General features: G+C 64.6%; 26 protein-coding genes. 17 read left to right on the forward strand and 9 right to left on the reverse strand.

Translation table 11 applies throughout. The features are described 5' to 3' along the window. Positions 1 to 2: 2 nt before the first annotated feature. Together NP552_RS20450 and NP552_RS20455 are read right to left on the reverse strand one after the other, a co-directional pair. Complete coding sequence (locus NP552_RS20450) at positions 3 to 1169, reverse strand: patatin-like phospholipase family protein (RefSeq protein WP_043862647.1); 1167 nt, start codon at positions 1167 to 1169, stop codon at positions 3 to 5. 114 nt (positions 1170 to 1283) lie between these two features. Beyond that, the gene (locus NP552_RS20455; RefSeq protein ID WP_043862646.1) at positions 1284 to 2204 is read right to left on the reverse strand and encodes a lipid A biosynthesis lauroyl acyltransferase; all 921 of its coding nucleotides are present in this window, start codon (positions 2202 to 2204) and stop codon (positions 1284 to 1286) included. 120 nt (positions 2205 to 2324) lie between these two features. Here NP552_RS20455 and minC point away from each other — a divergent pair, with 120 nt between their 5' ends. From minC to NP552_RS20490, 7 genes are all read left to right on the forward strand, one after another. Further along, positions 2325 to 3077 carry a septum site-determining protein MinC gene (gene minC / locus NP552_RS20460; protein ID WP_370409160.1) on the forward strand — a complete coding sequence of 251 codons (753 nt, stop codon included), beginning with the start codon at positions 2325 to 2327 and terminating at the stop codon, positions 3075 to 3077. Between the two features lie 98 nt (positions 3078 to 3175). Then, a complete protein-coding gene (gene minD / locus NP552_RS20465) occupies positions 3176 to 3988 on the forward strand; it encodes a septum site-determining protein MinD (RefSeq protein ID WP_043862644.1) in 813 nt (270 codons plus the stop codon). A gap of 3 nt (positions 3989 to 3991) precedes the next feature. Then, positions 3992 to 4246: a cell division topological specificity factor MinE gene (gene minE, locus NP552_RS20470; protein ID WP_019693048.1), complete on the forward strand. Its 255-nt coding sequence runs from the start codon at positions 3992 to 3994 to the stop codon at positions 4244 to 4246. A 96-nt stretch (positions 4247 to 4342) separates the two neighbouring features. Further along, on the forward strand, positions 4343 to 4978 hold the full coding sequence (locus NP552_RS20475) for an RluA family pseudouridine synthase (protein WP_054914663.1): 636 nt from the start codon (positions 4343 to 4345) through the stop codon (positions 4976 to 4978). Between the two features lie 145 nt (positions 4979 to 5123). Then, a complete protein-coding gene (locus NP552_RS20480) occupies positions 5124 to 6413 on the forward strand; it encodes a M18 family aminopeptidase (RefSeq protein ID WP_054914664.1) in 1290 nt (429 codons plus the stop codon). 170 nt (positions 6414 to 6583) lie between these two features. After that, a complete protein-coding gene (locus NP552_RS20485; RefSeq protein ID WP_167400231.1) occupies positions 6584 to 6748 on the forward strand; it encodes a hypothetical protein in 165 nt (54 codons plus the stop codon). A gap of 47 nt (positions 6749 to 6795) precedes the next feature. Continuing rightward, a complete protein-coding gene (locus NP552_RS20490) occupies positions 6796 to 8964 on the forward strand; it encodes a mechanosensitive ion channel family protein (RefSeq protein WP_054914665.1) in 2169 nt (722 codons plus the stop codon). Here the strand turns inward: NP552_RS20490 and NP552_RS20495 are convergent. After that, positions 8961 to 9674: a UTRA domain-containing protein gene (locus tag NP552_RS20495; protein ID WP_043859984.1), complete on the reverse strand. Its 714-nt coding sequence runs from the start codon at positions 9672 to 9674 to the stop codon at positions 8961 to 8963. The two genes, NP552_RS20490 and NP552_RS20495, sit on opposite strands and share 4 nt — an antisense overlap. Positions 9675 to 10020: 346 nt before the next feature. Here NP552_RS20495 and NP552_RS20500 point away from each other — a divergent pair, with 346 nt between their 5' ends. The 6 genes from NP552_RS20500 (at position 10021) to NP552_RS20525 (ending at position 15263) form a co-directional block, all read left to right on the forward strand. Next, positions 10021 to 11085 carry an ABC transporter substrate-binding protein gene (locus NP552_RS20500; RefSeq protein WP_043859983.1) on the forward strand — a complete coding sequence of 355 codons (1065 nt, stop codon included), beginning with the start codon at positions 10021 to 10023 and terminating at the stop codon, positions 11083 to 11085. Between the two features lie 79 nt (positions 11086 to 11164). Then, entirely contained in the window at positions 11165 to 11971 is an 807-nt protein-coding gene (locus NP552_RS20505) for an alkaline phosphatase family protein (protein ID WP_054914666.1), read from the forward strand. After that, positions 11950 to 12810 carry an ABC transporter permease gene (locus NP552_RS20510; RefSeq protein WP_177332933.1) on the forward strand — a complete coding sequence of 287 codons (861 nt, stop codon included), beginning with the start codon at positions 11950 to 11952 and terminating at the stop codon, positions 12808 to 12810. Before NP552_RS20505 ends, NP552_RS20510 begins: the two co-directional genes overlap by 22 nt. After that, positions 12797 to 13594, forward strand: a complete 798-nt coding sequence (locus NP552_RS20515; protein ID WP_054914667.1) for an ABC transporter permease — start codon at positions 12797 to 12799, stop codon at positions 13592 to 13594. The genes NP552_RS20510 and NP552_RS20515 overlap by 14 nt, the downstream gene beginning before the upstream one ends. A gap of 1 nt (position 13595) precedes the next feature. Next, positions 13596 to 14585 carry an ABC transporter ATP-binding protein gene (locus NP552_RS20520; RefSeq protein ID WP_043859980.1) on the forward strand — a complete coding sequence of 330 codons (990 nt, stop codon included), beginning with the start codon at positions 13596 to 13598 and terminating at the stop codon, positions 14583 to 14585. A 24-nt stretch (positions 14586 to 14609) separates the two neighbouring features. Continuing rightward, on the forward strand, positions 14610 to 15263 hold the full coding sequence (locus NP552_RS20525) for an HAD family hydrolase (RefSeq protein ID WP_043859979.1): 654 nt from the start codon (positions 14610 to 14612) through the stop codon (positions 15261 to 15263). A 59-nt stretch (positions 15264 to 15322) separates the two neighbouring features. Here the strand turns inward: NP552_RS20525 and NP552_RS20530 are convergent, their stop codons facing one another. Further along, the gene (locus NP552_RS20530; RefSeq protein WP_043859978.1) at positions 15323 to 16285 is read right to left on the reverse strand and encodes an NAD(P)H-quinone oxidoreductase; all 963 of its coding nucleotides are present in this window, start codon (positions 16283 to 16285) and stop codon (positions 15323 to 15325) included. A gap of 139 nt (positions 16286 to 16424) precedes the next feature. On the opposite strand from NP552_RS20530, the gene NP552_RS20535 reads away from it, so the two are divergent. Further along, a complete protein-coding gene (locus NP552_RS20535) occupies positions 16425 to 18506 on the forward strand; it encodes a carboxy terminal-processing peptidase (protein WP_274097093.1) in 2082 nt (693 codons plus the stop codon). Positions 18507 to 18629: 123 nt separating this feature from the next. Further along, positions 18630 to 20405 (forward strand): GGDEF domain-containing protein, encoded by a 1776-nt coding sequence (locus tag NP552_RS20540; RefSeq protein WP_274097094.1) that lies wholly within the window; start codon positions 18630 to 18632, stop codon positions 20403 to 20405. Here NP552_RS20540 and NP552_RS20545 read toward each other — a convergent pair. From NP552_RS20545 to pcaQ, 5 genes are all read right to left on the reverse strand, one after another. Beyond that, positions 20387 to 20755: a hypothetical protein gene (locus tag NP552_RS20545; protein WP_116055198.1), complete on the reverse strand. Its 369-nt coding sequence runs from the start codon at positions 20753 to 20755 to the stop codon at positions 20387 to 20389. The two genes, NP552_RS20540 and NP552_RS20545, sit on opposite strands and share 19 nt — an antisense overlap. Further along, positions 20752 to 21099: a helix-turn-helix domain-containing protein gene (locus NP552_RS20550; protein WP_274097095.1), complete on the reverse strand. Its 348-nt coding sequence runs from the start codon at positions 21097 to 21099 to the stop codon at positions 20752 to 20754. Before NP552_RS20550 ends, NP552_RS20545 begins: the two co-directional genes overlap by 4 nt. A 99-nt stretch (positions 21100 to 21198) precedes the next feature. Further along, complete coding sequence (locus tag NP552_RS20555) at positions 21199 to 21639, reverse strand: YkvA family protein (protein WP_043859973.1); 441 nt, start codon at positions 21637 to 21639, stop codon at positions 21199 to 21201. A 276-nt stretch (positions 21640 to 21915) separates the two neighbouring features. After that, on the reverse strand, positions 21916 to 22638 hold the full coding sequence (locus tag NP552_RS20560; protein WP_054914671.1) for an FKBP-type peptidyl-prolyl cis-trans isomerase: 723 nt from the start codon (positions 22636 to 22638) through the stop codon (positions 21916 to 21918). Positions 22639 to 22826: 188 nt separating this feature from the next. Next, positions 22827 to 23759: a pca operon transcription factor PcaQ gene (gene pcaQ / locus NP552_RS20565; RefSeq protein ID WP_043859971.1), complete on the reverse strand. Its 933-nt coding sequence runs from the start codon at positions 23757 to 23759 to the stop codon at positions 22827 to 22829. Positions 23760 to 23861: 102 nt separating this feature from the next. Between pcaQ and NP552_RS20570 the strand changes: the two genes are divergently transcribed. Both NP552_RS20570 and map read left to right on the forward strand, forming a co-directional pair. Then, positions 23862 to 24065, forward strand: coding sequence for a ParD-like family protein (locus tag NP552_RS20570; RefSeq protein WP_043859970.1), 204 nt, complete (start codon positions 23862 to 23864; stop codon positions 24063 to 24065). Then, complete coding sequence (gene map / locus NP552_RS20575) at positions 24062 to 24844, forward strand: type I methionyl aminopeptidase (protein WP_043859969.1); 783 nt, start codon at positions 24062 to 24064, stop codon at positions 24842 to 24844. The genes NP552_RS20570 and map overlap by 4 nt, the downstream gene beginning before the upstream one ends. Positions 24845 to 25063: the final 219 nt, after the last annotated feature.

Below are 25063 nucleotides of genomic sequence, written 5' to 3' on the forward strand. Positions count from 1 at the left end.
GTTCAGGGCCGGGGCAGCGGCAGGCCGAGAAAGCGGCACAGCTCGCCCTGCTTGGTCAGCGCGTCGCGCCGGCCCAGTTCGATCAGTTCGCTGCAATAGCCGGCTTCGAACAACAGGTAGCTGAGCACCCCGGCGCCGCTGGTCTTGGTCGCCCCCGGGCCGCGCAGGAACATGCGCAGCGCGGCGGGCAGTTCACGCCGATGGCGGGCGGCAATCTCGTCCAGCGGCTGGCTGGGCGCAACCACCAGCACCTCCACCGGGGCCAGGCCCAGGCGCCGGGGCTGCACGTCGCTGGGCAGCAGGTGGCTCAGGTGGTTGAGCCGCTGCAACAGCTCCAGGTCGTCTTCCAGGCTGTCGATGAACGTGCTGTTGAGCAGGTGCCCGCCGATCTGCGCCAGGCTCGGCTGCTTGCCGCTGAACACCCGCTCGCGTGGATCACCCGGCGTCGGCCCCTGGGGGTTGCCACTGACCCCCACCACCAGCACGCGGTTGGCGCCCAGGTGCAGCGCCGGGCTGATCGGCGCCGACTGGCGCACCGCACCGTCACCATAGAATTCGTGGCCCAGCCTGATCGGCGCAAACAGCAACGGGATGGCCGAACTGGCCAGCAGGTGCTCGACGCTCAGGCGGGTCGGCATGCCGATGCGTCGATGGCGCAGCCACGGGTCGATGGCGCCCTTGCCCTGGTAGAAGGTCACCGCCTGGCCCGACTCGTAGCCGAACGCGGTCACCGCCACCGCGCGCAGGTGCTGCTGGTCGATGGCATGGCCGATGCCGTCCAGGTCCAGGTGCTGGTTGAGCAGTTTGCGCAGCGGCGAGCTGTCGAGCAGCGCCACCGGTACCTGGGCCCCCAGGCCCAGCAGGCTGTGGCCGACGAAGCGGCTGGCCTGGCGGATCACCCCGGGCCAGTCGCTGCGCAGTACCTGGTGGCTGCGAAAGCCCTGCCAGAAGCCGGTGAGGCGGCGGATGGCGTCGGCAAAATGCATCGCACCGCTGGCCAGGGTCACCGCATTGATGGCCCCGGCCGAGGTGCCGACGATCACCGGGAACGGGTTGCCGGCGCCGGCGGGCAGCAGGTCGGCGATGCCGGCGAGCACGCCGACCTGGTAGGCGGCACGAGCGCCACCGCCCGAGAGGATCAGGCCGGTGACCGGTTGGGGTGCTGGCATGGGGTACTCCCTGAAGTCTGTGTCGCCGCCTTCGCCGGCAAGGCCGGCTCCTACCGGTACCGCACACCTATGTAGGAGCCGGCATTGCCGGCGAAAGCCACACCGCGATTCGTCCTAGTACAGCTTGGGCGCCCCCGGCGGGCGCGACTTGAAGCGTCGGTGTGCCCACAGGTACTGCTCGGGGCATTCACGCAGCACCGACTCGATCCACTGGTTGATGCGCAGACAGTCGGCCTCTTCGCTCTCCCCCGGAAAATCCTGCAGCGGCGCATGGATCACCAGCCGGTAGCCACTGCCGTCCGCCAGGCGCTGCTGGGTGAACGGGATCACCCGCGCCCGCCCCAGGCGGGCGAACTTGGTGGTGGCGGTCACGGTAGCCGCCTCGATCCCGAACAGCGGCACGAACACGCTCTGCTTGGCGCCGTAGTCCTGGTCGGGCGCATACCAGATGGCGCGCCCCGAGCGCAGCAGCTTGAGCATGCCGCGCACGTCCTCGCGCTCCACGGCCAGCGAGTCGAGGTTGTGCCGCTCGCGCCCACGGCGCTGCACGAAGTCGAACAACGGGTTCTTGTGCTCGCGGTACATGCCATCGATGGTGTGTTCCTGGCCCAGCAGCGCCGCACCGATCTCCAGCGTGGTGAAGTGCAGGGCCATCAGGATGGCCCCCTGCCCGTCACGCTGCGCCGCCTGCAGGTGCTCCAGCCCCTCGATGTGCGCCAGGCGCGCCAACCGGGCCTTTGGCCACCACCAGCTCATGGCCATTTCGAAGAAGGCGATGCCGGTGGAGGCGAAGTTTTCCTTGAGCAGACGGGTTCGTTCGACAGACGGTAATTCGGGGAAGCACAGTTCCAGGTTGCGCGCAGCAATGCGTCGACGGTCACCGGCAACACGGTACATCAGCGCGCCCAGCAGGCGGCCCAGCACCAGCAAAGCCCGGTAGGGCAGCTGCACGATCAGCCACAGCAGGGCCAGGCCCAGCCACAGCGGCCAGAAGCGTGGATGAAGAAAATAAAGGCGAAAACGCGGGCGATCCATTAAACATTCCGCAAAGACGATGGCCGGGCATTCTACAACGGTTCGCTGCGGGTTGCGGCTAACCGGCGTTCTCGTTATAAGTCTGAGCACTTTTTCGTAACAAGCTGCCTTATGCCAACCATGAGCCAAACCCAGACGCCAGACCAAGCCCCCGTGTTCCAGCTCAAGGGCAGCATGCTCGCCATCACGGTGCTCGAGCTTGCGCAGAACGACCTCGAAGGCCTCGATCGGCAACTGGCGGCCAAAGTCGCCCAGGCCCCCAACTTCTTCAGCAACACCCCGCTGGTGCTGGCGCTGGACAAGCTGCCGGCCGGCGAAGGCGCGGTCGACCTGCCCGGGCTGATGCGCGTATGCCGCCACCATGGCCTGCGTACCCTGGCCATTCGCGCCAGCCGTATCGAGGACATCGCCGCCGCCATTGCCATCGACCTGCCGGTGCTGCCGCCGTCCGGTGCCCGCGAACGTGCGCTGGAGCCTGCGGTGGAGGTGCCACCGGCGCCCAAGCCCGAGCCGGCCCCGGCCCCGCCGCCGGAGCCTGCGGTAAAACCGACAAAAATCATCACCTCGCCGGTGCGTGGCGGCCAACAGATCTATGCTCAGGGCGGCGACCTGGTGGTACTGGCTTCGGTCAGCCCCGGTGCGGAACTTCTGGCCGATGGCAACATCCATGTTTACGGCGCGATGCGCGGTCGCGCCCTCGCCGGTATCAAGGGCAACACCAGGGCACGTATTTTCTGCCAGCAGCTGACCGCCGAAATGGTCTCGATCGCCGGGCAGTACAAGGTGGCCGAAGACCTGCGTCGCGACCCGTTGTGGGGGGCCAACGTGCAGGTCAGCCTGTCCGGTGACGTGTTGAACATCACCCGTCTTTAACGGATACTTGCCGCCATTTTCAGCGCAACTTTTCCATATGTTGCCGGTTTGAATATTTCTGGGACCTCAACGTCCTTTTTCTTTAGGGGTGATACACCTTGGCCAAGATTCTAGTGGTTACATCCGGCAAGGGTGGTGTGGGTAAGACCACCACCAGCGCCGCTATCGGTACCGGCCTCGCACTGCGCGGCCACAAGACGGTCATCGTCGACTTCGACGTCGGCCTGCGTAACCTCGATCTGATCATGGGCTGCGAACGCCGCGTGGTGTACGACTTCGTCAACGTGGTCAACGGCGAAGCCAACCTGCAGCAGGCCCTGATCAAGGACAAGCGCCTCGAGAACCTGTACGTGCTGGCCGCCAGCCAGACCCGTGACAAGGATGCGCTCACGCTCGAAGGCGTGGAGCGGGTCCTGATGGAGCTCAAGGAGCAATTCGAATACGTGGTCTGCGACTCGCCGGCCGGTATCGAGAAAGGCGCCCACCTGGCCATGTACTTCGCCGACGAAGCCATCGTGGTGACCAACCCGGAAGTCTCCTCGGTACGTGACTCGGACCGCATGCTGGGCCTGCTGGCCAGCAAGTCGCGCCGTTCCGAACGCAACGAAGACCCGATCAAGGAACACCTGCTGATCACCCGCTACCATCCAGAGCGCGTGAGCAAGGGCGAAATGCTCGGTGTCGAGGACGTCAAGGAAATCCTCGCCGTCGCGCTGCTGGGCGTGATCCCCGAATCCCAGGCGGTGCTCAAGGCATCCAACCAGGGTGTGCCGGTGATCCTCGACGACCAGAGCGATGCCGGCCAGGCCTACAGCGACACCGTCGACCGCCTGCTGGGCAAAACCGTGGAACACCGGTTCCTCGATGTACAGAAGAAGGGATTCTTCGAGCGCCTGTTTGGAGGCAACTGACCAATGAACCTTTTTGACTTCTTTCGTGCCAACAAAAAAGTAAGCACCGCGTCGGTCGCGAAAGAGCGTCTACAGATCATCGTGGCGCACGAGCGCGGCCAGCGCAGTACTCCGGACTACCTGCCAGCCTTGCAGAAGGAACTGGTCGAGGTGATCCGCAAGTACGTCAACATCGGCTCGGATGATGTGCACGTCGCTCTGGAGAACCAGGGCAGCTGCTCCATCCTGGAACTCAATATCACCCTGCCCGATCGTTGATCGGCGCACAGGGGTAACCTGCCACGGCGGCGGCCGGGCCCGGGCTCATACAGCCCGGGCCCGGCCGCCGCCGTTGGCGTTTGCAGAGAACACGCAATGCCGCTGTCCAACGTTCACATCCTTCACCAGGATGCCGCCATCCTGGTGGTCAACAAGCCGACCCTGCTGCTGTCCGTGCCGGGGCGCGCCGACGACAACAAGGATTGCCTGATCACCCGCCTGCAGGAAAACGGCTACCCCGACGCCCTGATCGTGCACCGTCTGGATTGGGAAACCTCGGGGATCATCCTGCTGGCGCGCGACGCCGACAGCCACCGCGAGCTGTCGCGCCAGTTCCATGACCGTGAAACCGAGAAGGCCTACACCGCGCTGTGCTGGGGCCAGCCTGCGCTGGACAGCGGCAGCATCGACCTGCCGTTGCGCTACGACCCGCCCACCAAGCCACGGCACGTGGTGGACCACGAGCAGGGCAAGCATGCGCTGACCTTCTGGCGCATCGTCGAGCGCTGTGGCGATCATTGCCGGGTGGAGCTCACGCCGATTACCGGGCGTTCGCACCAGTTGCGCGTGCACATGCTGTCGATCGGGCATCCGCTGCTGGGGGATCGACTGTACGCCTACCCCGAGGCCCTGGCGGCGCATGAGCGGTTGTGTCTGCATGCCAGCATGCTGAGCTTCACCCACCCGGTGAGCGGCGAACGACTGCGCTTCGAGTGCCCGGCGCCGTTCTGATACACCGCGGCGCGGCCATCGCGGGTCAGCCCGCTCCCACAACGATCACCCTGAACGCTGTGGGAGCGGGCTTGCCCCGCGATAGGGCCCACGCAAATCCGTGATCAATACGTTAAACTCGCGCCACTGCTGTCTGGAGTGACCTATGCGCGATGCACTGAACCAAGGCCTGATCGACTTTCTCAAGGCCTCCCCCACGCCGTTCCACGCCACCGCCAGCCTGTCGCAGCGCCTCGAGGCCGCCGGCTACCAGCGCCTGGACGAACGTGACAGCTGGGCCACCACGCCCGGCGGACGCTACTACCTGACCCGCAACGACTCCTCGATCATCGCCATCAAGCTCGGCCGCCATTCGCCGCTGCTCGACGGCATTCGCCTGGTCGGCGCCCACACCGACAGCCCCTGCCTGCGCGTCAAGCCACAGCCCGAACTGCAGCGCCAGGGCTTCTGGCAGCTGGGCGTGGAAGTCTACGGTGGCGCCCTGCTGGCGCCCTGGTTCGACCGCGACCTGTCGCTGGCCGGGCGCGTGACCTTCCGCCGTGACGGCAAGGTCGAAAGCCAGCTGATCGACTTCAAGCAGCCCATCGCGGTGATCCCCAACCTGGCGATCCACCTCAACCGCAGCGCCAACGAAGGCTGGGCGATCAACCCGCAGACCGAGCTGCCACCGATCCTGGCCCAGGTGGCCGGTGACGAGCGCGTCGACTTTCGCGCCCTGCTCACCGAGCAACTGGCCCGCGAACATGGCCTGAACGCCGACGTGGTGCTGGACTACGAGCTGAGCTTCTACGACACCCAGGACGCCGCCGTGGTCGGCCTGCATGGCGACTTCATCGCCGGCGCGCGGCTGGACAACCTGCTGTCGTGCTACGCCGGCCTGCAGGCCCTGCTGGCCGCCGACAGCGACGAGACCTGCGTACTGGTGTGCAACGACCACGAAGAGGTCGGCTCCAGCTCCGCCTGCGGCGCCGACGGCCCGATGCTGGAACAGACCCTGCGCCGCCTGCTGCCCGACGGTGACGATTTCGTCCGGGCCATCCAGCGCTCGCTGCTGGTGTCGGCCGACAATGCCCACGGCGTGCACCCCAACTACGCCGACCGGCACGACGGCAACCACGGGCCCAAGCTCAACGCCGGCCCGGTGATCAAGGTCAACAACAACCAGCGCTACGCCACCAACAGCGAAACCGCCGGTTTCTTCCGCCACCTGTGCATGGCCGAGGAAGTGCCGGTGCAGAGCTTCGTGGTGCGCAGCGACATGGGCTGCGGCTCGACCATCGGCCCGATCACCGCCAGCCACCTGGGTGTGCGCACGGTGGACATCGGCCTGCCGACGTTTGCCATGCACTCGATCCGCGAGCTGTGCGGCAGCCAGGACCTGGCGCACCTGGTCAAGGTGCTGACCGCGTTCTACCTGAGCCGCGATCTGCCCTGACCTGACAGGCCTGCGCCCACAGCACTGCGGTGATCGCCAAACAGGCGCCGTACCTGTGGGCGCTGGCTTGCCAGCGAAGAGGCCACGACTGACCCCCATCAACCCGCGCGCAAACATTTGGCGCTATGCTTGCCCATCATTACACCTCCTACAGCATAAGGACCTTGCGCATGTCCGAGTTTCAAACGATGTTCCTCCCGGTGATCGCCGGGTTGATCCTGCTCACCGTCGGCTTCAGCATGCGCGAGCGCAACAGCGGGGTGCTGATGATGTGGATCGGCATGCTGGGCATCCTGGGCATCATGGTGTGGAAGATCCTCGAGAAACTCACCTGACAAATGCTCTACACTCGGGCGATTGAGTGTTCGAGGTTGATCGTCCGGTGCCTGCCTTCCTGCGTTTCCTGTCCCTGCTGCTGATTCTGTTCCTGCCCCTGGGCCACGCACACGCGGCCGGCCTTCCGGGCCTGCTTGGCGGTTCGAGCAAACCCCAGCCCGAGGCGACTGAACCCCTCGCGCAATCGCTCGACGATGTCATCAAGAACCTCGAGAACGACCAGCAACGCAGCAAGCTGCTGGCCGACCTGAAGAAGCTGCGCGACGCCACCAGGCAAGCCCAGCCCAGTGCCGAGCAAGGTGTGCTGGGCCTGATCGGCACCACCTTCAACGAACTGGAAAAGCAGTTCAGCGGCGAGGCCAGCCCGTTCAACCGCTGGAGCCGCGAACTGGAACTGGCCCAGATCGAGCTCAGTGCGCGGGTGGTGCCGGTGCATGAATGGCCGACGATCCTGTTCGGTTTCGCCGCCATCATCGCGCTCTGGAGCCTGCTGGCCTACGCGCTGAACTGGGTCAGCCACCAGGTACGCCTGCGCTTCGGCCTCACCGAAGAGCTGCCGCAACACCCGCGCACCTGGGACCTGGTGCGCTTCGCCCTGCGCAAGCTCGGGCCTTGGCTGGTGGCGCTGATCATCACCGTGTACCTGAGCTTTGCCCTGCCCTCTTCGCTGGGCAAGTCGATGGCCATGGTACTGGCCTACGCCCTGGTGGTCGGCACCTGCTTCTCGGCCATCTGCGTGATCGCCTTCTCGCTGCTCGATGGCCCGCACCGCCACCGCGCCCTGTACATCCTGCGCCACCGCGCGTTCCGTCCGCTGTGGCTGATCGGCAGCTTTGCCGCCTTCGGCGAGGCGATGAACGACCCACGCATGGCCGCCGCCCTGGGCGACCACCTGGCGCACACCCTGGCGACCCTGGCCAACATTCTGGCGGCGCTGTCCACCGGGCTGTTCATCCTGCGCTTTCGCCGCCCCATCGCGCACCTCATTCGCAACCAGCCGCTGTCTCGGCGCCTGACGCGCCGCGCCCTGAGCGACACCATCGAGATCCTCGGCACCTTCTGGTACCTGCCGGCCCTGGTGCTGGTGGGCATTTCGCTGTTCGCCACGTTCGTGTCCGCCGGCGACACCAGCACGGCCCTGCGCCAGTCGCTGATGTGCACGGTGCTGGTGGTGATGTGCATGGTGGTCAATGGCCTGGTGCGCCGCCATGCGCTCAAGCCGCAGCGGGCCAACCGGCGCCAGGCGGTCTACGCCGAACGCCTCAAGAGCTTTGGCTACACCCTGGTGCACCTGCTCATCTGGCTGGTGTTCATCGAGCTGGGCCTGCGTGTATGGGGCTTCTCGCTGATCGGTTTCACCGAGGGCGAAGGCCACGAGGTGGCGGTGCGCGTGTTCGGCCTGGCCGGCACGCTGATCGCCGCCTGGCTGGTGTGGATCCTCAGCGACACCGCCGTGCACCACGCACTCACCCGCTCGCGCAAGGGCCTGGCCAATGCCCGTGCGCAAACCATGATGCCGCTGATCCGCAACGTGCTGTTCGTGGCCATCTTCATCATCGCGGTGATCGTGGCCCTGGCCAACATGGGCATGAACGTCACGCCGCTGCTGGCCGGTGCCGGTGTGATCGGCCTGGCCATCGGCTTTGGTGCGCAATCGCTGGTGGCCGACCTGATCACCGGCCTGTTCATCATCATCGAGGACTCCCTGGCCATCGATGATTATGTGGATGTAGGCGGCCACCTGGGGACCGTCGAAGGCCTGACCATCCGTACCGTGCGCCTGCGCGACATCGACGGCATCGTGCACACCATCCCGTTCAGCGAGATCAAGAGCATCAAGAACTACTCGCGCGAATTCGGCTACGCGATCTTCCGCATCGCCATCCCCTACAACATGAGCATCGACAAGGCCATCGGCCTGGTTCGCGACGTGGGCCAGAAGATGCGCAGCGATCCGCTGCAACGGCGCAATATCTGGTCGCCGCTGGAGTTCCAGGGGGTGGAGAGCTTCGAGTCCGGCTCGGCGGTGCTGCGCGCGCGCTTCAAGACCGCGCCGATCAAGCAATGGGAGGTGTCGCGGGCATTCAACCTGGCGCTCAAGCGCCAGCTCGACGAAGCCGGGCTGGACCTGGCTACCCCGCGTCTTTCGGTGCAGGTGGTGACCGCCGGCGGTGGCCCCGCGCAGGACACCGCCCCCGCCGACAGCAACGCCTAGCCCGCCTCGGCCACGATGCGAATCGCATCGTGGCGCCAGTACTCCAGGTCGCAGTCGATCAGCCGCCCGTGCTGGTCGCTGTTGACCCGGGTGATATGCAGGCCGGCACTGCCGGCCGACACCTTCAGCGCCATCGCCGCCGCCACCGGCAACGCGGTGGGCAGCGTCTCGAAACGCACCCGGCCATAGGCGATGCCGTAGTGCAGCGCGTACAGCTCGGTCAGCGACTGGCTCAGGTCGAAATCCAGAATCCCGGCAAAGTACTCGGGGTTGAGGTAGTGCTCGGCATAGAGCACCGCGCGCCCATCGATACGCCGCAGGCGGCAGATCTGGATCACGCTGGACAGCGCCGGCAATTGCAGGCGCGCACAGATCGCCGCCGGCGCCGGCTGCAGGCGGGCCGACAACAGTTCGGTAGCCGGCTGTCGGCCCTGGTCGCGCACCATGGCGTGGAAGTGGCTGCGCTCGATCAGGTCATAGCTCAGGCGCTGGGGCGCCACGAACCAGCCACGGCGTTCCTCGCGGTAGATCAGCCCGCAGGCCTCCAGTTGCACCAGCGCCTCGCGCAGGGTGATGCGCGTGGTATCGAACACCTCGCTGAGCTTGCGTTCGGCCGGCAACTTGCAGCCGGGCGCCAGCAGGCCATGCTCGATCTGCTCTTGCAGGGCATTGCATATGGCTGTTACTGCACGCGTGGGCAGTCGATGCATGAAGGGTTACCTATCTGGACTAGTCCAGCCTGGTGCGTGTGCCAGAACGGCGCAGCGACGATGGCCGGGCGGAGTAACCAAAGCCTAGGCAATCCACATGAACGGCACATGACAGCGCGCCGGACGGTCACGCACAGGCCCGGTCGAGTGCGGTCAAGGCGTTGCGGATCAAGCACTTGAAACTGGTCTACGCTCTATTTTCAGGGCCGCTGCACACACCTGGCGCGGCGCCTTCGACATCAAACTGTCATGCAACCGGCCTACCTTGGCTCGGGTATTGCTGACCTAGACCAACCGAATCGAAACCCTCTCAGCGTTTTGCACGGCACCCATCAAGGAGCTTCGGATGAAACAGCTTTTTCTGGCCTCACTGTTAGGCACCAGTATTGCCCTGTGCACCTCGGCCATGGCCGCGGACACCGACCTCAAGGCCCTCGAGGACGCCGCCCGCAAGGAAGGCGTCGTCAACAGCGTCGGCATGCCCGATGCCTGGGCCAACTGGAAGGGCACCTGGGCGGACCTGGCGAGCAAGTACGGCCTCAAGCACATGGACACCGACATGAGCTCGGCCCAGGAAGTGGCCAAGTTCGATGCCGAGAAAGACAACGCCAGCGCCGATATCGGCGACGTCGGCGCCGCCTTCGGCCCCATTGCGCTGGCCAAGGGCGTGACCCAGCCGTACAAGCCCAGCACCTGGGAGCAGATACCGACCTGGGCCAAGGACCAGGACGGACACTGGGCACTGGCCTATACCGGCACCATCGCCTTCATCATCAACAAGCAGCTGGTCAAGGAAGAAGACATTCCCAAGACCTGGCACGACCTGGAAAAGGGCAAGTACAAGGTCGCCATCGGTGACGTCGGCACCGCTGCCCAGGCGGCCAACGGCGTACTGGCTGCAGCCATTGCCTACAAGGGCGACGAGTCCAACATCGAGCCGGGCCTGCAACTGTTCACCAAGCTGGCCCAGCAGAAGCGCCTGTCGCTGGCCAACCCGACCATCCAGACCCTTGAGAAGGGCGAGATCGAGGTCGGCGTGGTGTGGGACTTCAACGGCCTGAGCTACCGCGAGCAGATCGACCCGAAACGCTTCGAGGTGCTGATCCCGTCCGACGGCTCGGTGATGTCCGGCTACACCACCATCATCAACAAGTACGCCAAGCACCCGAACGCCGCCAAGCTGACCCGTGAATACATCTTCAGCGATGCCGGGCAGACCAACCTGGCCATCGGCCATGCGCGGCCGATTCGTGCCGAGCACCTGAAGCTGCCGGCGGACGTGCAGGCCAAGCTGCTGCCCAACGAGCAGTACGCGCCGGCGCAGCCGATCAAGGATGCAGCGGCATGGGAAGCCACCTCCAAGGCCCTGCCGCAGAAGTGGCAGGAGCAGGTCATCATCGAGATGGAGTGAAACCATCGCGGGTCAGGCACGCTCCCACAAGGAGCGGGCTTGACCCGCGATGTGGTCATCGCTGTCACCGGAGCCACCCATGAACCACAACGTCATCCTCGTCATCCTCGACGGCCTCAACCACCAGGTGGCCCACCACGCCATGGGCCACCTGCATGCCTATGTAGAAGCAGACCGCGCCGCCCTGTACCGCCTGGAATGCGAGCTGCCGGCACTGTCGCGACCACTCTACGAATGCATCCTCACCGGTGTGCCGCCGATCGACAGCGGCATCGTGCACAACAACGTCACGCGCCTGTCCACCCAACGCAGCATTTTCCACTACGCCCGCGACGCCGGGCTGAGCACCGCCGCCGCGGCTTACCACTGGGTCAGCGAGCTGTACAACCGCTCCCCTTTCGAACCGCTGCGTGACCGCCACACCCATGCGCCGAAACTGCCGATCCAGCATGGCCTGTTCTACTACGCCGACCACTACCCCGACTCGCACCTGTTCGCCGACGCCGAGTACCTGCGGCGCAAGCACGCACCGAATTTCCTGCTGGTGCATCCGATGAACATCGACGATGCCGGGCACAAGCACGGCCTGGACAGCAGCCAGTACCGCAACAGCGCACGCAGCGCCGATATCCTGCTGGCCGACTACCTCAGCACCTGGCTGCAGGACGGCTACCAGGTGCTGATCACCGCCGACCACGGCATGAACAACGACCGCTCGCACAACGGCGTGTTGCCCGAGGAGCGCGAAGTGCCGCTGTTCGTGTTCGGCGACCGGTTCAGCCTCGACCCGGCCGCCAAGCCCCTGCAGACCGAACTGTGCGGCACCGTATGCGAACTGCTCGGCATCCCCCACGACAAGCCGGTATGCCGGGAGCTGCTCTCGTGAACTCGATCACCCGTGGCAAATGGCTGGCGCTGTTGTGCCTGCTGCCCTTCGCGGTATTTTTCATCATCTTCCAGATCGCCCCGCTGACCTGGGTGGCCGTGCACAGCCTGCAGGCCGAAAGCGGCTGGGGCCTGGACAATTTCAGCAAGGTGCTGGGCTCGAAGTTCTACCGCCAGGCCATCCAGCACAGCCTGGAGATCAGCTTCTGGTCGAGTCTGTTCGGCATCCTGATCGCCATCCTGGGCAGCTATTCGCTGCGCAAGGTGGACTCGCGCCTGCGCGACTTCGTCAACGCCTTCGCCAACATGACCAGCAACTTCTCCGGCGTGCCGCTGGCCTTCGCCTTCATCATCCTGCTCGGCTTCAACGGCGCGCTGACCCTGCTGCTCAAGCAGGCCGGGATCATCGAGGACTTCAACCTCTACTCCAAGACCGGGCTGATCATCCTCTACACCTACTTCCAGATCCCGCTGGGCGTACTGCTGCTGTACCCGGCGTTCGACGCCCTGCGCGAAGACTGGCGCGAATCGGCCGCCCTGCTGGGCGCCAGCGCCTGGGACTACTGGCGCCTGATCGGCCTGCCGGTGCTGACCCCGGCGCTGCTGGGCACCTTCGTGATCCTGCTGGCCAACGCACTGGGCGCCTACGCCACGGTGTACGCACTGACCACCGGCAACTTCAACGTGCTGCCGATCCGCATCGCCGCGCTGGTGTCCGGCGACATCTCGCTGGACCCGAACCTGGCCAGCGCGCTGGCCATGATCCTGGTGGGGCTGATGACCCTGGTCACGCTGGTGCACCAGTGGCTGTTGAAGAGGAGCTACCATGTCTCGCGCTGAATCGGGCCCGGCCGGGCTCTACCACCGCGTGGTGGTGTACGTGCTGTTCGTGATCCTGCTGCTGCCGCTGGCCGGCACCCTGCTCTATTCGTTGTCCACCAGCTGGTCGGCGAGCCTGCTGCCCAGCGGGCTGACCTTCAAGTGGTACCTGGCGCTGTGGAGCGAGCCGCGTTTTCTGGCCGCCTTCGGCCAGTCGCTGCTGGTGTGCGTGGGCGCGCTGGTACTGTCGGTGCTGCTGATCCTGCCGCTGCTGTTCGTGGTGCACTACCACTTCCCCAGGCTCGACGCACTGATGAACATCCTCATCCTGCTGCCCTTCGCGGTGCCGCCGGTGGTGTCGTCGGTGGGGCTGCTGCAGCTGTATGGCTCGGGGCCGATGGCGATGGTCGGCACGCCGTGGATTTTGATCGGCTGCTATTTCACCGTGGCCCTGCCCTTCATGTACCGCGCCATCACCAACAACCTGCAGGCGATCAACCTGCGCGACCTGATGGATGCCGCCCAGTTGCTGGGGGCCAACACCTGGCAGGCCGCGTTTCTGGTGGTGCTGCCCAACCTGCGCAAGGGCCTGATGGTGGCGCTGCTGCTGTCGTTCTCGTTCCTGTTCGGCGAGTTCGTGTTTGCCAACCTGCTGGTGGGCACCCGCTACGAGACGCTGCAGGTGTACCTGAACAACATGCGCAACAGCAGCGGGCACTTCAACAGCGCGCTGGTGATTTCCTACTTCCTCTTCGTGCTGGTGCTGACCTGGGCAGCCAACCGCCTGAACAAGGACAAGACCTGAAATGAGCTTCGTCAGCATCCAGAACCTGCAAAAAAGCTACGGCGCCAGCGCGGTGTTCAACGACATCAACTGCGAGATCGGCCGCGGTGAGTTCGTCACCCTGCTCGGCCCCTCCGGCTGCGGCAAGTCCACCCTGCTGCGCTGCATCGCCGGCCTGACCGCTGTAGACAGCGGCAGGATCCTGCTCGACGGGCAGGACCTGGTACCGCAGAGCCCGCAAAAGCGCGGCATCGGCATGGTGTTCCAGAGCTACGCGCTGTTCCCCAACATGAGCGTGGAACAGAACGTCGCCTTCGGCCTGCGCATGCAGAAGATCAAGGGCCAAGACAGCCGCCCACGGGTACTCGAGGCGCTGCGCATGGTCGAGTTGCAGGACTTTGCCAGCCGCTACCCGCACCAGCTCTCCGGCGGCCAGTGCCAGCGCGTGGCCCTGGCCCGCTCGCTGGTGACCCGCCCACGCCTGTTGCTGCTGGACGAGCCGCTGTCGGCGCTGGATGCACGCATCCGCAAGCACCTGCGCGAACAGATCCGCCAGATCCAGCGCGAGCTGGGCCTGACCACCATCTTCGTCACCCATGACCAGGAAGAGGCGCTGACCATGTCCGACCGCATCTTCCTGATGAACCAGGGCCGCATCGTGCAGAGCGGCGATGCCGAATCGCTGTACACCGCGCCTGTGGATGCCTTCGCGGCCGGCTTCATCGGCAACTACAACCTGCTCGATGCCCAGAGTGCCAGCCGCCTGCTGCAACGTACGGTGAACAGCCGCCTGGCAATCCGCCCCGAAGCCATCGCGTTGAGCCTGGAAGGCGAACGCGAAGGCCTGGTGCGCAGTCACAGCCTGCTGGGCAACGTGATCCGCTACCGCATCGAAGCGCGTGGTGTGGAGCTGGTGGTGGATGTGCTCAATCGTTCAGCCGCCGATCTGCATGCGGACGGCGAGCGGGTATCCTTGTCCATCGATCCCACCGCCCTCTGCGAAGTTGCCTGAGGGCCGAACAGGAGTTTTGTTGTTATGGCTTTAGCGATTTTCGATCTGGATGAAACCCTGATCCACGGCGACTGCGCCTCGCTGTGGAGCGAGCAGATGGTGCGCCTGGGCTGGGTGGACGGTGAGTCGTTCCTGCGCAGGGACCGTGAGCTGATGGAGGCCTACGGCAAGGGGCACCTGGCGATGGAAGACTACATGGCGTTCAGCCTGGAGCCGCTGATCGGGCGCACACCAGAGGAAGTCGATCATCTGGTCGAGCCGTGGGTGGAAGACTTCATCGAGCCGATCATCTTCAGTGAGGCCACCCGCACCATTGCCGAGCACCGCAAGGCGGGGGATCGAATTCTGGTGATCTCGGCCTCGGGTGTGCATCTGGTGGGACCGATTGCCGCGCGCCTGGGGATCGACGAGTACCTGGGCATCGAGCTGGAAGTGGAAAAAGGGTTCTACACCGGCAAGACCGTGGGCACCCTGACCTACCGCGAAGGCAAGATCACCCGCTTGCTGGAGTGGCTGGACCAGCAGGAAGAGAACCTGGAAGGCGCAAGCTTCTATTCCGATTCGCGCAATGACCTGCCGTTGCTGCTGAAGGTTGACCACCCGTATGTGGTCAACCCGGACCCGGTGCTGCGCGAGCATGCCGAGAAGAATGGCTGGCCGATTCTGGCCTGGGCCTGAAAAAAATTCGCCGGCAAGGTCGGCTCCTGCAGGAGTCGGCCTTGCCGGCGAACAGGGCCCTATACCAGGCTGTCGTCGATCACCAGCACCAACTTGCCCGATACCTGGTTGCCCGCCAGTTCGGCATACGCCGCCTCGGCGTCCTTCACCGCATAGCTGCCTACCAGTTGCGGCTTCAAGCGCCCTTCGGCGAACAGCGGCCACACCTGTTGGCCCAGGTCACTGAGCAGGTCGGCCTTGAACTGGTCATCGCGATTGCGCAGGGTCGAGCCGGTCACCTGCACCCGCTTGGCCAGTACCTGGGCCAGGTCCAGCTCGGCCTTGCGCCCGCCCATCAGGCCGATGATCACCCAGCGCCCGTCACGGGCCAGCAGTTTGAGGTTGAGCGCCGCATAGTTGGCCCCCACCGGGTCCAGGATCACATCGAACGGGGCGAAGTCGTTCAGCGCCTCTATATCGTCACCGCGCACCACGCCACCGCTGGCGCCCAGCGCCTGACAATAGGCCAGCCGCTCGGCCGAGCCCACGCTGACCCAGCTGGGGCTGCCGAAGGCCTTGCACAGCTGGATGGCCGCCGACCCCACGCCGCTGGCGCCGGCATGCAGCAACACCTTCTCGCCCGGCTTGAGGCCGCCCAGCTGGAACAGGTTGAGCCAGGCCGTGGCGTATACCTCCGGGATCGCAGCCGCCTGCTGCAGGCTCAGGCCCTCGGGCACCGGCAGCACGTGGCGCGCATCGACCACCACCTCTTCGGCCATGCCGCCACCGGCCAGCAGTGCGCATACCCGGTCGCCCACCTGCCAGGACACCCCGGCTCCCACTTCGCTGATCACCCCGGCACATTCCAGGCCCAGGAACTCGCTGGCGCCCGGTGGCGGCGGGTACAATCCGGCACGCTGCAACAGGTCGGCGCGATTGAGCCCGGCCGCTGCCACGCGGATGCGTACTTGACCTACATCGCAAGTTGGACTTGTCGTCTCAACCCACTCCACATGTCCGTCAACGCCTTGCAATGCCTTCACAGTGCCTCCATAGTTGAGTCATGACTGAGCCTGGCTGCCTTGGCACCAGGCTTTTTGCATTATGCGTCCGGCTCCATGGAACCGGCGAATTCAAAGACGGCCTAATATGCGTGATCAATTGCCCCTACGTCGAATCAGCATGAAGCATCTCCTGCCCAGCACTGCCCTCGCCCTGATGATCGGCCTTGGCAGCTTGCCGCTGGCCGGCGCCGCTTCGGCCGCCAACAGTTGGGACAAGTTGCAACCAGACCGCGATGAAGTGGTCGCCAGCCTGAACGTGGTCGAGTTGCTCAAGCGCCACCACTACAGCAAGCCGCCACTCAATGATGCGCGCTCGGTCATCATCTACGACAGTTACATCAAACTGCTCGATCCCTCGCGCAGTTACTTCATGGCCAGCGATATTGCCGAGTTCGACAAGTGGAAGACGCAGTTCGACGACTTCCTCAAGAGCGGCAACCTGGACCCGGGCTTCACCATCTACAAACGTTATCTTGATCGCGTGAAATCGCGCCTGGACTTCGCCCTGGCCGAGCTGAACAAGGGCGTCGACAAGATCGACTTCACCACCCAGGAAACCCTGCTGGTCGACCGCAAGGACGCTCCGTGGCTGCAGAACCAGGCCGAGCTCGACGACCTGTGGCGCAAACGCGTCAAGGACGAGGTGCTGCGCCTGAAGATCGCCGGCAAGGAACCCAAGGCCATCCAGGAACTGCTGACCAAGCGCTACAAGAACCAGCTCGCGCGCCTGGACCAGACCCGCGCCGAAGATATCTTCCAGGCCTACATCAACACCTTCGCCCAGTCGTACGACCCGCACACCAACTACCTGTCGCCCGACAACGCCGAGAACTTCGACATCAACATGAGCCTGTCGCTCGAAGGCATCGGTGCGGTGCTGCAAAGCGACAACGACCAGGTCAAGATCGTGCGCCTGGTGCCGGCTGGCCCTGCCGCCAAGACCAAGCAAGTGGCCCCGGCCGACAAGATCATCGGCGTGGCCCAGGGCGACAAGGAAATGGTCGACGTGATCGGCTGGCGCCTGGACGAAGTGGTCAAGCTGATCCGCGGCCCGAAGGGCTCCGTGGTGCGCCTGGAGGTCATCCCGGCCAGCAACGCGCCTAACGACCAGACCAGCAAGATCGTCTCGATCACCCGCGAAGCGGTCAAGCTCGAAGAACAGGCCGCCAAGAAGTCGGTGCTCAAGCTCAAGCAGGACGGACGCGACTACAAGCTGGGCATCATCGAGATCCCGGCCTTCTACCTCGACTTCAAGGCGTTCCGCGCCGGGGATCCGGAGTACAAGTCCACCACCCGTGACGTGAAGAAACTGCTCACCGAACTGCAGAAGGAAAAGGTCGACGGCGTGGTCATCGACCTGCGCAACAACGGCGGCGGCTCCCTGCAGGAAGCCACCGAGCTGACCAGCCTGTTCATCGACAAGGGCCCCACCGTGCTGGTACGCAACGCCGACGGCCGTGTCGACGTGCTCGAAGACGAAAACACCGGCGCCTTCTACAAGGGCCCGCTGGCGCTGCTGGTCAATCGCCTGTCGGCCTCGGCCTCGGAGATTTTCGCCGGCGCCATGCAGGACTACCACCGTGCCCTGATCATCGGTGGCCAGACCTTCGGCAAAGGCACCGTGCAGACCATCCAGCCGCTCAACCATGGCGAGCTCAAGCTGACCCTGGCCAAGTTCTACCGGGTTTCCGGGCAGAGCACCCAGCACCAGGGCGTGTTGCCGGACATCGACTACCCGTCGATCATCGACACCAAGGAGATCGGCGAGAGCGCCCTGCCCGAAGCCATGCCGTGGGACACCATCCGCCCGGCCATCAAGCCGGCCGTCGACCCGTTCAAGCCGTTCCTTGCGCAACTCAAGGCACGCCACGAAAACCGCAGCGCCAAGGACCCGGAGTTCGTCTACATTCGCGATCGCCTGGCCCTGACCCAGCAGTTGATGAACGAGAAGACCGTCAGCCTCAACGAGGTGGAACGCCGCGCTCGCCATGCCGACATCGAAGGCAAGCAGCTGGCGCTGGAAAACATCCGGCGCAAGGCCAAGGGCGAAGAGCCGCTCAAGGAACTGAAGAAGGAAGACGAAGACGCCCTGCCGATCGAGCCGGATGACACCAAGCCGGAAGATGACGCGTACCTCGCCGAAACCGGGCGCATCCTGCTGGACTACCTGGGGCTGAATTCCTCGGTGGCCAAGCACTGAAAAGATAATGGCAAAATAATGTGACGGTGCCCTTTTCGGGTCATCAAACAGTCATCATTCTGTCGTGAAATAAGGGACTGGGCGCCGATGGCACCAGTCCCTTTTTTTCAAGGTAGCCCTGCCATGACCGTGACCGAACAGCTCAGCGCGTTGAGCTCCATCCTGGCTCAAAGCGGCTTGCACAGCCTGTTCCAACCCATCGTCTGCCTGTCCGAGCGACGCATCCTCGGTTATGAAGCCCTCAGCCGCGGCCCGTCCAACAGCCCACTGCACTCCCCCATCAACCTGTTCGCCGTGGCCCGCCATGCCGGCCGCCTGACCGAACTGGAGGTGGCCTGCCGCGAAAGCGCGTGCCGGCGTTTCAGCCAGCAGCAACTGGAAGGCAAGCTGTTCCTCAACGTGTCGCCCGAGTCGTTGCTCGAGCCGCAATACCAGTCCGGGCGCACGCTCAAGCTACTGCAGAGCCTGGGCATCCCACCCAGCCGGGTGGTCATCGAGTTGACCGAACAAACCCCCACCGACGACTTCCAGCTGCTGTTCAACGCCCTGCACCACTACCGCGACATGGGCTTTTCGATTGCCCTGGACGACCTGGGCGCCGGCTATTCCAGCCTGCGCCTGTGGTCGGAACTGCGCCCGGACTACGTCAAGATCGACCGGCATTTCATCGACGGCATTCACCAGGATGCGGTCAAGCGCGAGTTCGTCGGCTCGATCCTGCAGATCGCCAAGGCGTCGCGGGCCAAGGTGATTGCCGAGGGCATCGAGCTGGCCGAGGAGCTGGCGGTGCTCACCGAGATGGGGGTCGACCTGGTACAGGGCTACCTGCTGTGCCGGCCGCAGGAGCAACCGCCCCGCGACGCTACCGCCATGCTGCCGTCAGCGACGCACAGTGGCGCGGTGGTGCTGGGTGAGGACGGCCGCGATCTGAGCGCGCTGCTCAACGAGCAACCGGCCGTGAGCGGTGATACGGCGACCCTGGAGGTACTGGCGCTGTTTCGCCGCCAGGCCAACCTCAACTCGCTGGCTGTGCTCGACCATGCACAGCGCCCCTGCGGCATCGTGCACCGCCATTCGCTGTCCGACGCGCTGCTCAAGCCGTTCGCCACCGACCTGTATGCGCGCAAGCCGATCAGCCGGCTGATGAACGAGGACTTTCTGGCGGTGGAGCTCAACCAGTCGCTGCAGAAGGTCAGCCGCCTGCTGACCAGTCGCGCGCGCCAGCGCATCGAGGAAGACTTCATCATTACCCAGAACGGTCGCTACCTGGGCCTGGGGCGGGTGATCGACGTGCTCAAGCTGATCACCGAACAGAAGCTGCAGCAGGCCCGCTATGCCAACCCGCTGACTCTGTTGCCGGGCAACGTGCCGATCCAGCAATGCCTGACCCGCTTGCTGCAGCAACAGCGCGAGGCGGCGATCTGTTATGTGGACATCGACAGCTTCAAGCCCTTCAACGACATCTATGGCTATGCCAAGGGCGACGAAGTGCTGTTGAGCCTGGCCCAGTGCCTGAGCGAACGGGTCGACCCCAGCCGGGACTTCGTCGGCCATATCGGTGGCGACGACTTCATGCTGGTACTGGGTTCGAAGGATTGGGAGCAGCGCCTGAACGTGCTGCTGGACGACTTTCAGAATGCCTGTCGGCGCTTCTACCGCGCCGAGCACCTGGAGGCCGGGTGCTTCATCGCGCACAACCGCCTGGGCCTGCGCCAGGAATTCCCGTTGCTGTCACTCTCGATCGGTGTGGTGCAACTGCATGCACATACCTGCGCGCAACTGGATGCCGGCCAACTGGCCGACCTCGCCTCCCAGGCCAAGCACCATGCCAAGGATGTGCCCGGGCACAGCCTGTACCTGATCGATACGGCGCTGGCGCCTCAGGCCTGTTCGGGATAGGTGTACTCGAACACCCGCACCACTTCCGAGGCATGCCAGGATGCTGCGGCCATGCCGTCCGATGGCCCGGAAAACCGCCCCAGGCGCTCGACGCATTCGAAAAAGCCGGTACGTGGCAAACGGCTGGCCCCCTGGCTGATCACCAGCGAGCTGCGCAGTGGCTGCTCGGCGCGTGCATCGATCACCGCCAGGTACTCAAGCGCGGCGGTCAGGGTCTGCATCGCCGGGCTTGGCAGCTCCAGGCGTTCGAGCAAGGCACGGTAGGTCAGCAGGTGACGTTGCCGGCGTGCCACGTCCAGCTCGCCCAGCAGCCCCTCCCATTGCTGACGGCTGATCCGCACGCCGCTCACGACGGCTCGCTCCAGCCTGCCACGCCCAGCTCCCAGGCCAGGCTGCGGCGAATCGCGGCATCCGGCTCGCGCTCACCGCTTTCAATCAGCGCCAGGTACACCGGACTGATGCCCACCTTGCGCGCCAGCTGCTCGGCAGCCAGGCCCTTGGCCTCACGCAAGGCGGCCAGCTCGCCCAATGTGGGCAGGCTGGCCGGCGTGGGTGCAGCGGCGCTGGCGTTGACGCCTGCCGGCTGCGCCGTGGCGGCCGGTTGACCTGCCGCCTTCAACAACGCTTGATAGTGCTGCCAGGGCACGACCGCGTACTCGGGTTGACCGTCTCGGCTGATAACCTGAATACCCATTACAACCCCCTTGTAAGAACCTGCGCATGTAATCGCTCGGTATAGCGCTTATGCCAAATATAGTACCAGCCGGCGCAGTATTGCAGGGTGTAACCGGATTTAGCGCTTTCCCTGCTCCAGGCGCAACGCTTCTGGGGTGTCGGGCAGGCGCTCGACCACGCGCAGTTTCTCGGGAGACTGACGATTGCGCCAGGCGCGAAAAGCCGCCAGCTCGCTGTCGAACGTCTTCAGCACCCAGGCCAGTACGGCGAGATCGTCGAGCAGCCCGATGCCGGGCAGCCAGTCCGGGATCGCGTCCAGCGGGCTGACAAAGTACAGCAGGCCAGCGACGATGGTCAGTAGCGCCCTTGAGCTGATGGCACGGTACTCGCCACGCCACCACGCCACGCACAGCGCCTGCAGCAGGCGTACGTCATCCTTGAGCTTGCCCAGGCTCGGGCCCTTGCGCGCCACGGCGAAGATCAGCGCTGGCAGGCGCCCCCGGCTCAACAGGCGCTCGGCCAGCGGCAGGAAACGGGCAAAATTCCAGGGTGCTTTCATACCACCTCCAACGGCAGGGCCGGGAAGGTTATCCACAGTATTTGTGGATAACCTTGTGAACAGAGGCCATTTTCAGGCTCGGCGTGCCCGCCAGGCAAGGGCCTGGGTCAAATCGGGCGTTTTTTACACACCTGTTTCATTACGCGGTCACTTTGCGAAAGCCGTCACAGTTGCGCACGCCACCAAGGTGTGACGTCAGATCGCTCCCACGGTTCAGCCCGATCCATAAACGACAACGCCCCGTCGAGACGGGGCGTTGTGCACACAGCGGGACGCTTACTTCTCAGCAGCGTCTTCTGCTGCCTTGGCCGGGTCCTTGATGGCGATCAGTTCCAGATCGAACACCAGTACCGAGTTGGCCGGGATCATCGGGCTAGGGCTCTGTGCGCCATAGGCCAGGTCAGCCGGGATGAACAGCTTGACCTTCTCGCCCACGTGCATCAGTTGCAGGCCTTCGACCCAACCCGGAATCACGCCGCTGACCGGCAGGTCGATCGGGCTGCCGCGCTCGACGGAGCTGTCGAACACCTTGCCGTCGATCAGCTTGCCTTCGTAGTGAACAGTGACCACGTCGGTAGGCTTGGGCTGGGCGCCTTCGGCCTTCTTCACGATCTGGTACTGCAGGCCCGACGCGGTGGTGACCACGCCGTCCTTCTTGCCGTTTTCTTCAAGGAACTTCTTGCCGGCGGCGGCCGACTCTTCGCTCATCTTGACCAGGCGTTCTTCAGCACGCTTCTGCAGCGCGGCGAAGGCTTCGACCAGGTCTTCGTCCTTGATCTTCTGTTCCTTCTTGCCGACAGCGTCCTCGATGCCCTGGGCCACGGCCTTGGAGTCGAGATCGTCCATGCCTTCCTGTGCCAGGCTCTTGCCCATGTTCAGGCCGATACCGTAGGAAGCTTTCTGTGCCGGGGTCTTCAGCTCGACGCTGGTCTGCGAATCGCAACCCGCCAGTACCAGGCTAACCAGGGCAACCGCAGCCGCCAACCGATGCTGTTTCATGCTATTTCCTTGTTCATGCGCCAAAAGGGCAATCGAGTAAAGCCGCGAGCTTATCAGGCGGCCACGACCAATGGCTACCGGCATGAGAGCGACAAAAGGTCGAGAAGTTCAGCCAGGTGAAGGCTTCTTCATGCAGCCGATAAGCCAGTGGCCAGTATTGCAGCCAACGCCCCGGATCTGGATGAAATCTACGGGTAGTGTCCTTCGCGGTACTGCCCCGCCACTTCGCGCAGCACCTGGCACAACCACTGGGCCGGCAGGGCCTGTGGCAGCGCGGCATTGCTGCAGATACCCACCGAGCCACCGGGTTCGCGCACGCCCAGGTCGAGCTCGCACAGCTCGCCCCGCTGCAGGTCGACCCGCACCGCATCACGCGGGGCCACCCACACCGCATCGCTGCCCAGCACATAGCGCCGGCTCAGTGCCGGGGAAAGCGTTTCCAGACGTTGCTGCGGTTGTTCGATGGCGCATTGCACGAACAGGCTGTCGGCATGCTTGCGAATGGTGGTGCCGGCCAGGGGCAGTACCAGCGGGTACTGGCCCACCTGGTTGCGCTCGATCGGGCTGCGTGCCAGCAGCGGGTGGCCGGGGCGCACCACCAGCGACATCGACTCGCTGTACAGATGCTCGAACAGCAGGCCCTGGATCTGCGGGCTGTCGGTCATGCGCCCGATCACCAGGTCCAGCTCCCCCACGTGCAACTGCGCCAGCAGGTGCGCACTGGGGCCGGTGGCAACGCTGACCACCAGGGCCGGGTGGCGCTGGTGCAGGCGGCAGATCACTTCGGGGATGAGCAGGCTTTCGACGGTCGAGAGCACACCGATCTTCACCTGCGGCGGCGCGTGTTCCTCGCCGCGCAGGGTACTCACCCCTTCGCGCAGGGCCTGTACGCACGGGCCGGCGTAGCGCATGAAGCGCACCCCGGCCGCAGTCAGCTCGACACCCTGCTTGCCGCGCTCGAACAATCGCGTCTGCAGCAGTTCTTCGAGCTCCTTGAGGGTCTTGGAAATCGCCGGCTGGCTGATGGCCACGGCGTCGGCGGCCTTGGCGAAACTGCCTTGACGGGCGATTTCGAGAAAGCACAGCAGGTGACGGAACTTGATGCGGGTATCGAGGTTCATGGCCGGAGTTTATCGCAACCGCAGCCCCTTTGCGGCGCCGGCCTCGAACAACACACAAGCTATATGCTATATATACGCTTCGTATACAGAGTGAGTATTGCCATGGGTATCGTCAAGATCGATGACGCGCTGCATGAAGACCTGCGCATTGCCAGCGGCGCGGTGTCGCGCTCGATCAACGCGCAGGCCGAGTACTGGATTCGCATCGGCATGCTGGCCGAGCTCAACCCGCACATGACCTACCAGGAACTGTTGCGCCAGTTGCTGCGCCAGGAGCAGGCCAGCCTCAGGGAGCTGATCGCATGAGCGAGGTGATCCTGAAGAACCCGCAGCAGCTGGCCTTGATGCGTACCGCCGGGCAATTGCTGACGCGGGTGTTCGAGCACCTGGACGGCTTTGTCGCGCCAGGGGTCAGCACCTTGCAGATCAACGACCGTGCCGAGGCGTACATCGTCGATGTGCTCAAGGCGCGTCCGGCCAGCAAGGGGCAGTACGGGTTCAAGTATTCGCTCAACACCTCCGTCGACCATGTGGTGTGCCACGGCGTGCCAAGTGCCGACGAGGTGCTGAAGGCGGGGTCGATCATCAATGTGGACATCACCCTGGAACAGGGTGGTTACATTGCCGACTCGTCGAAGATGTATGCGGTGGGCGCCATTGCCGACGAGGCGCGGCAATTGGTCGATACCACCTATGCCGCGTTGTGGGCGGGCATTCGCCAGGTGCGGCCCGGGGCCACGCTGGGTGATGTGGGGCATGCGATACAGCGGCTTGCCGAGGGCGCGGGTTACAACGTGGTGCGTGAGTACTGCGGGCACGGCATCGGCAGGCAGATGCACGAGGCGCCGCAGGTGCTGCACTACGGACACCGCAACAGCGGGCTGGTGCTCAAGCCGGGCATGGTGTTCACCATCGAGCCGATGATCAACCAGGGTGGGCGTGGGGTGCGTACGCTCAAGGACGGGTGGACGGTGATCACCCGGGACCGCAGCCTGTCGGCACAGTGGGAGCATACGGTGGCAGTGACGGCGCAGGGGGTCGAGGTGTTGACCTTGCGTGAGGAAGAGCGGGGCATGGTCGGGTGACTGGCTCACCATCGCACTGGTGATCGGGCTTTTGATGTTCCGGTTCTTCAGGGGGGCTTGTGGGGCGCTTGGATCACCGCCCGTGCCGGATAATCTCTCGGCCCCCTTCCCGGGGAGCGACGGTTGTAAGGTTAGCGAGCTTATCCAGCATGGACAGAGACGCCGAAGGCCCCTTCCGCTCTTACAGCGGCTTACTTTTTTCTTGGAAAAAGTAAGCAA

Origin of the sequence: Pseudomonas sp. 8209 (assembly GCF_028682105.1) — a bacterium.
GTDB classification, from domain to species: Bacteria; Pseudomonadota; Gammaproteobacteria; order Pseudomonadales; family Pseudomonadaceae; genus Aquipseudomonas; species Aquipseudomonas palmensis.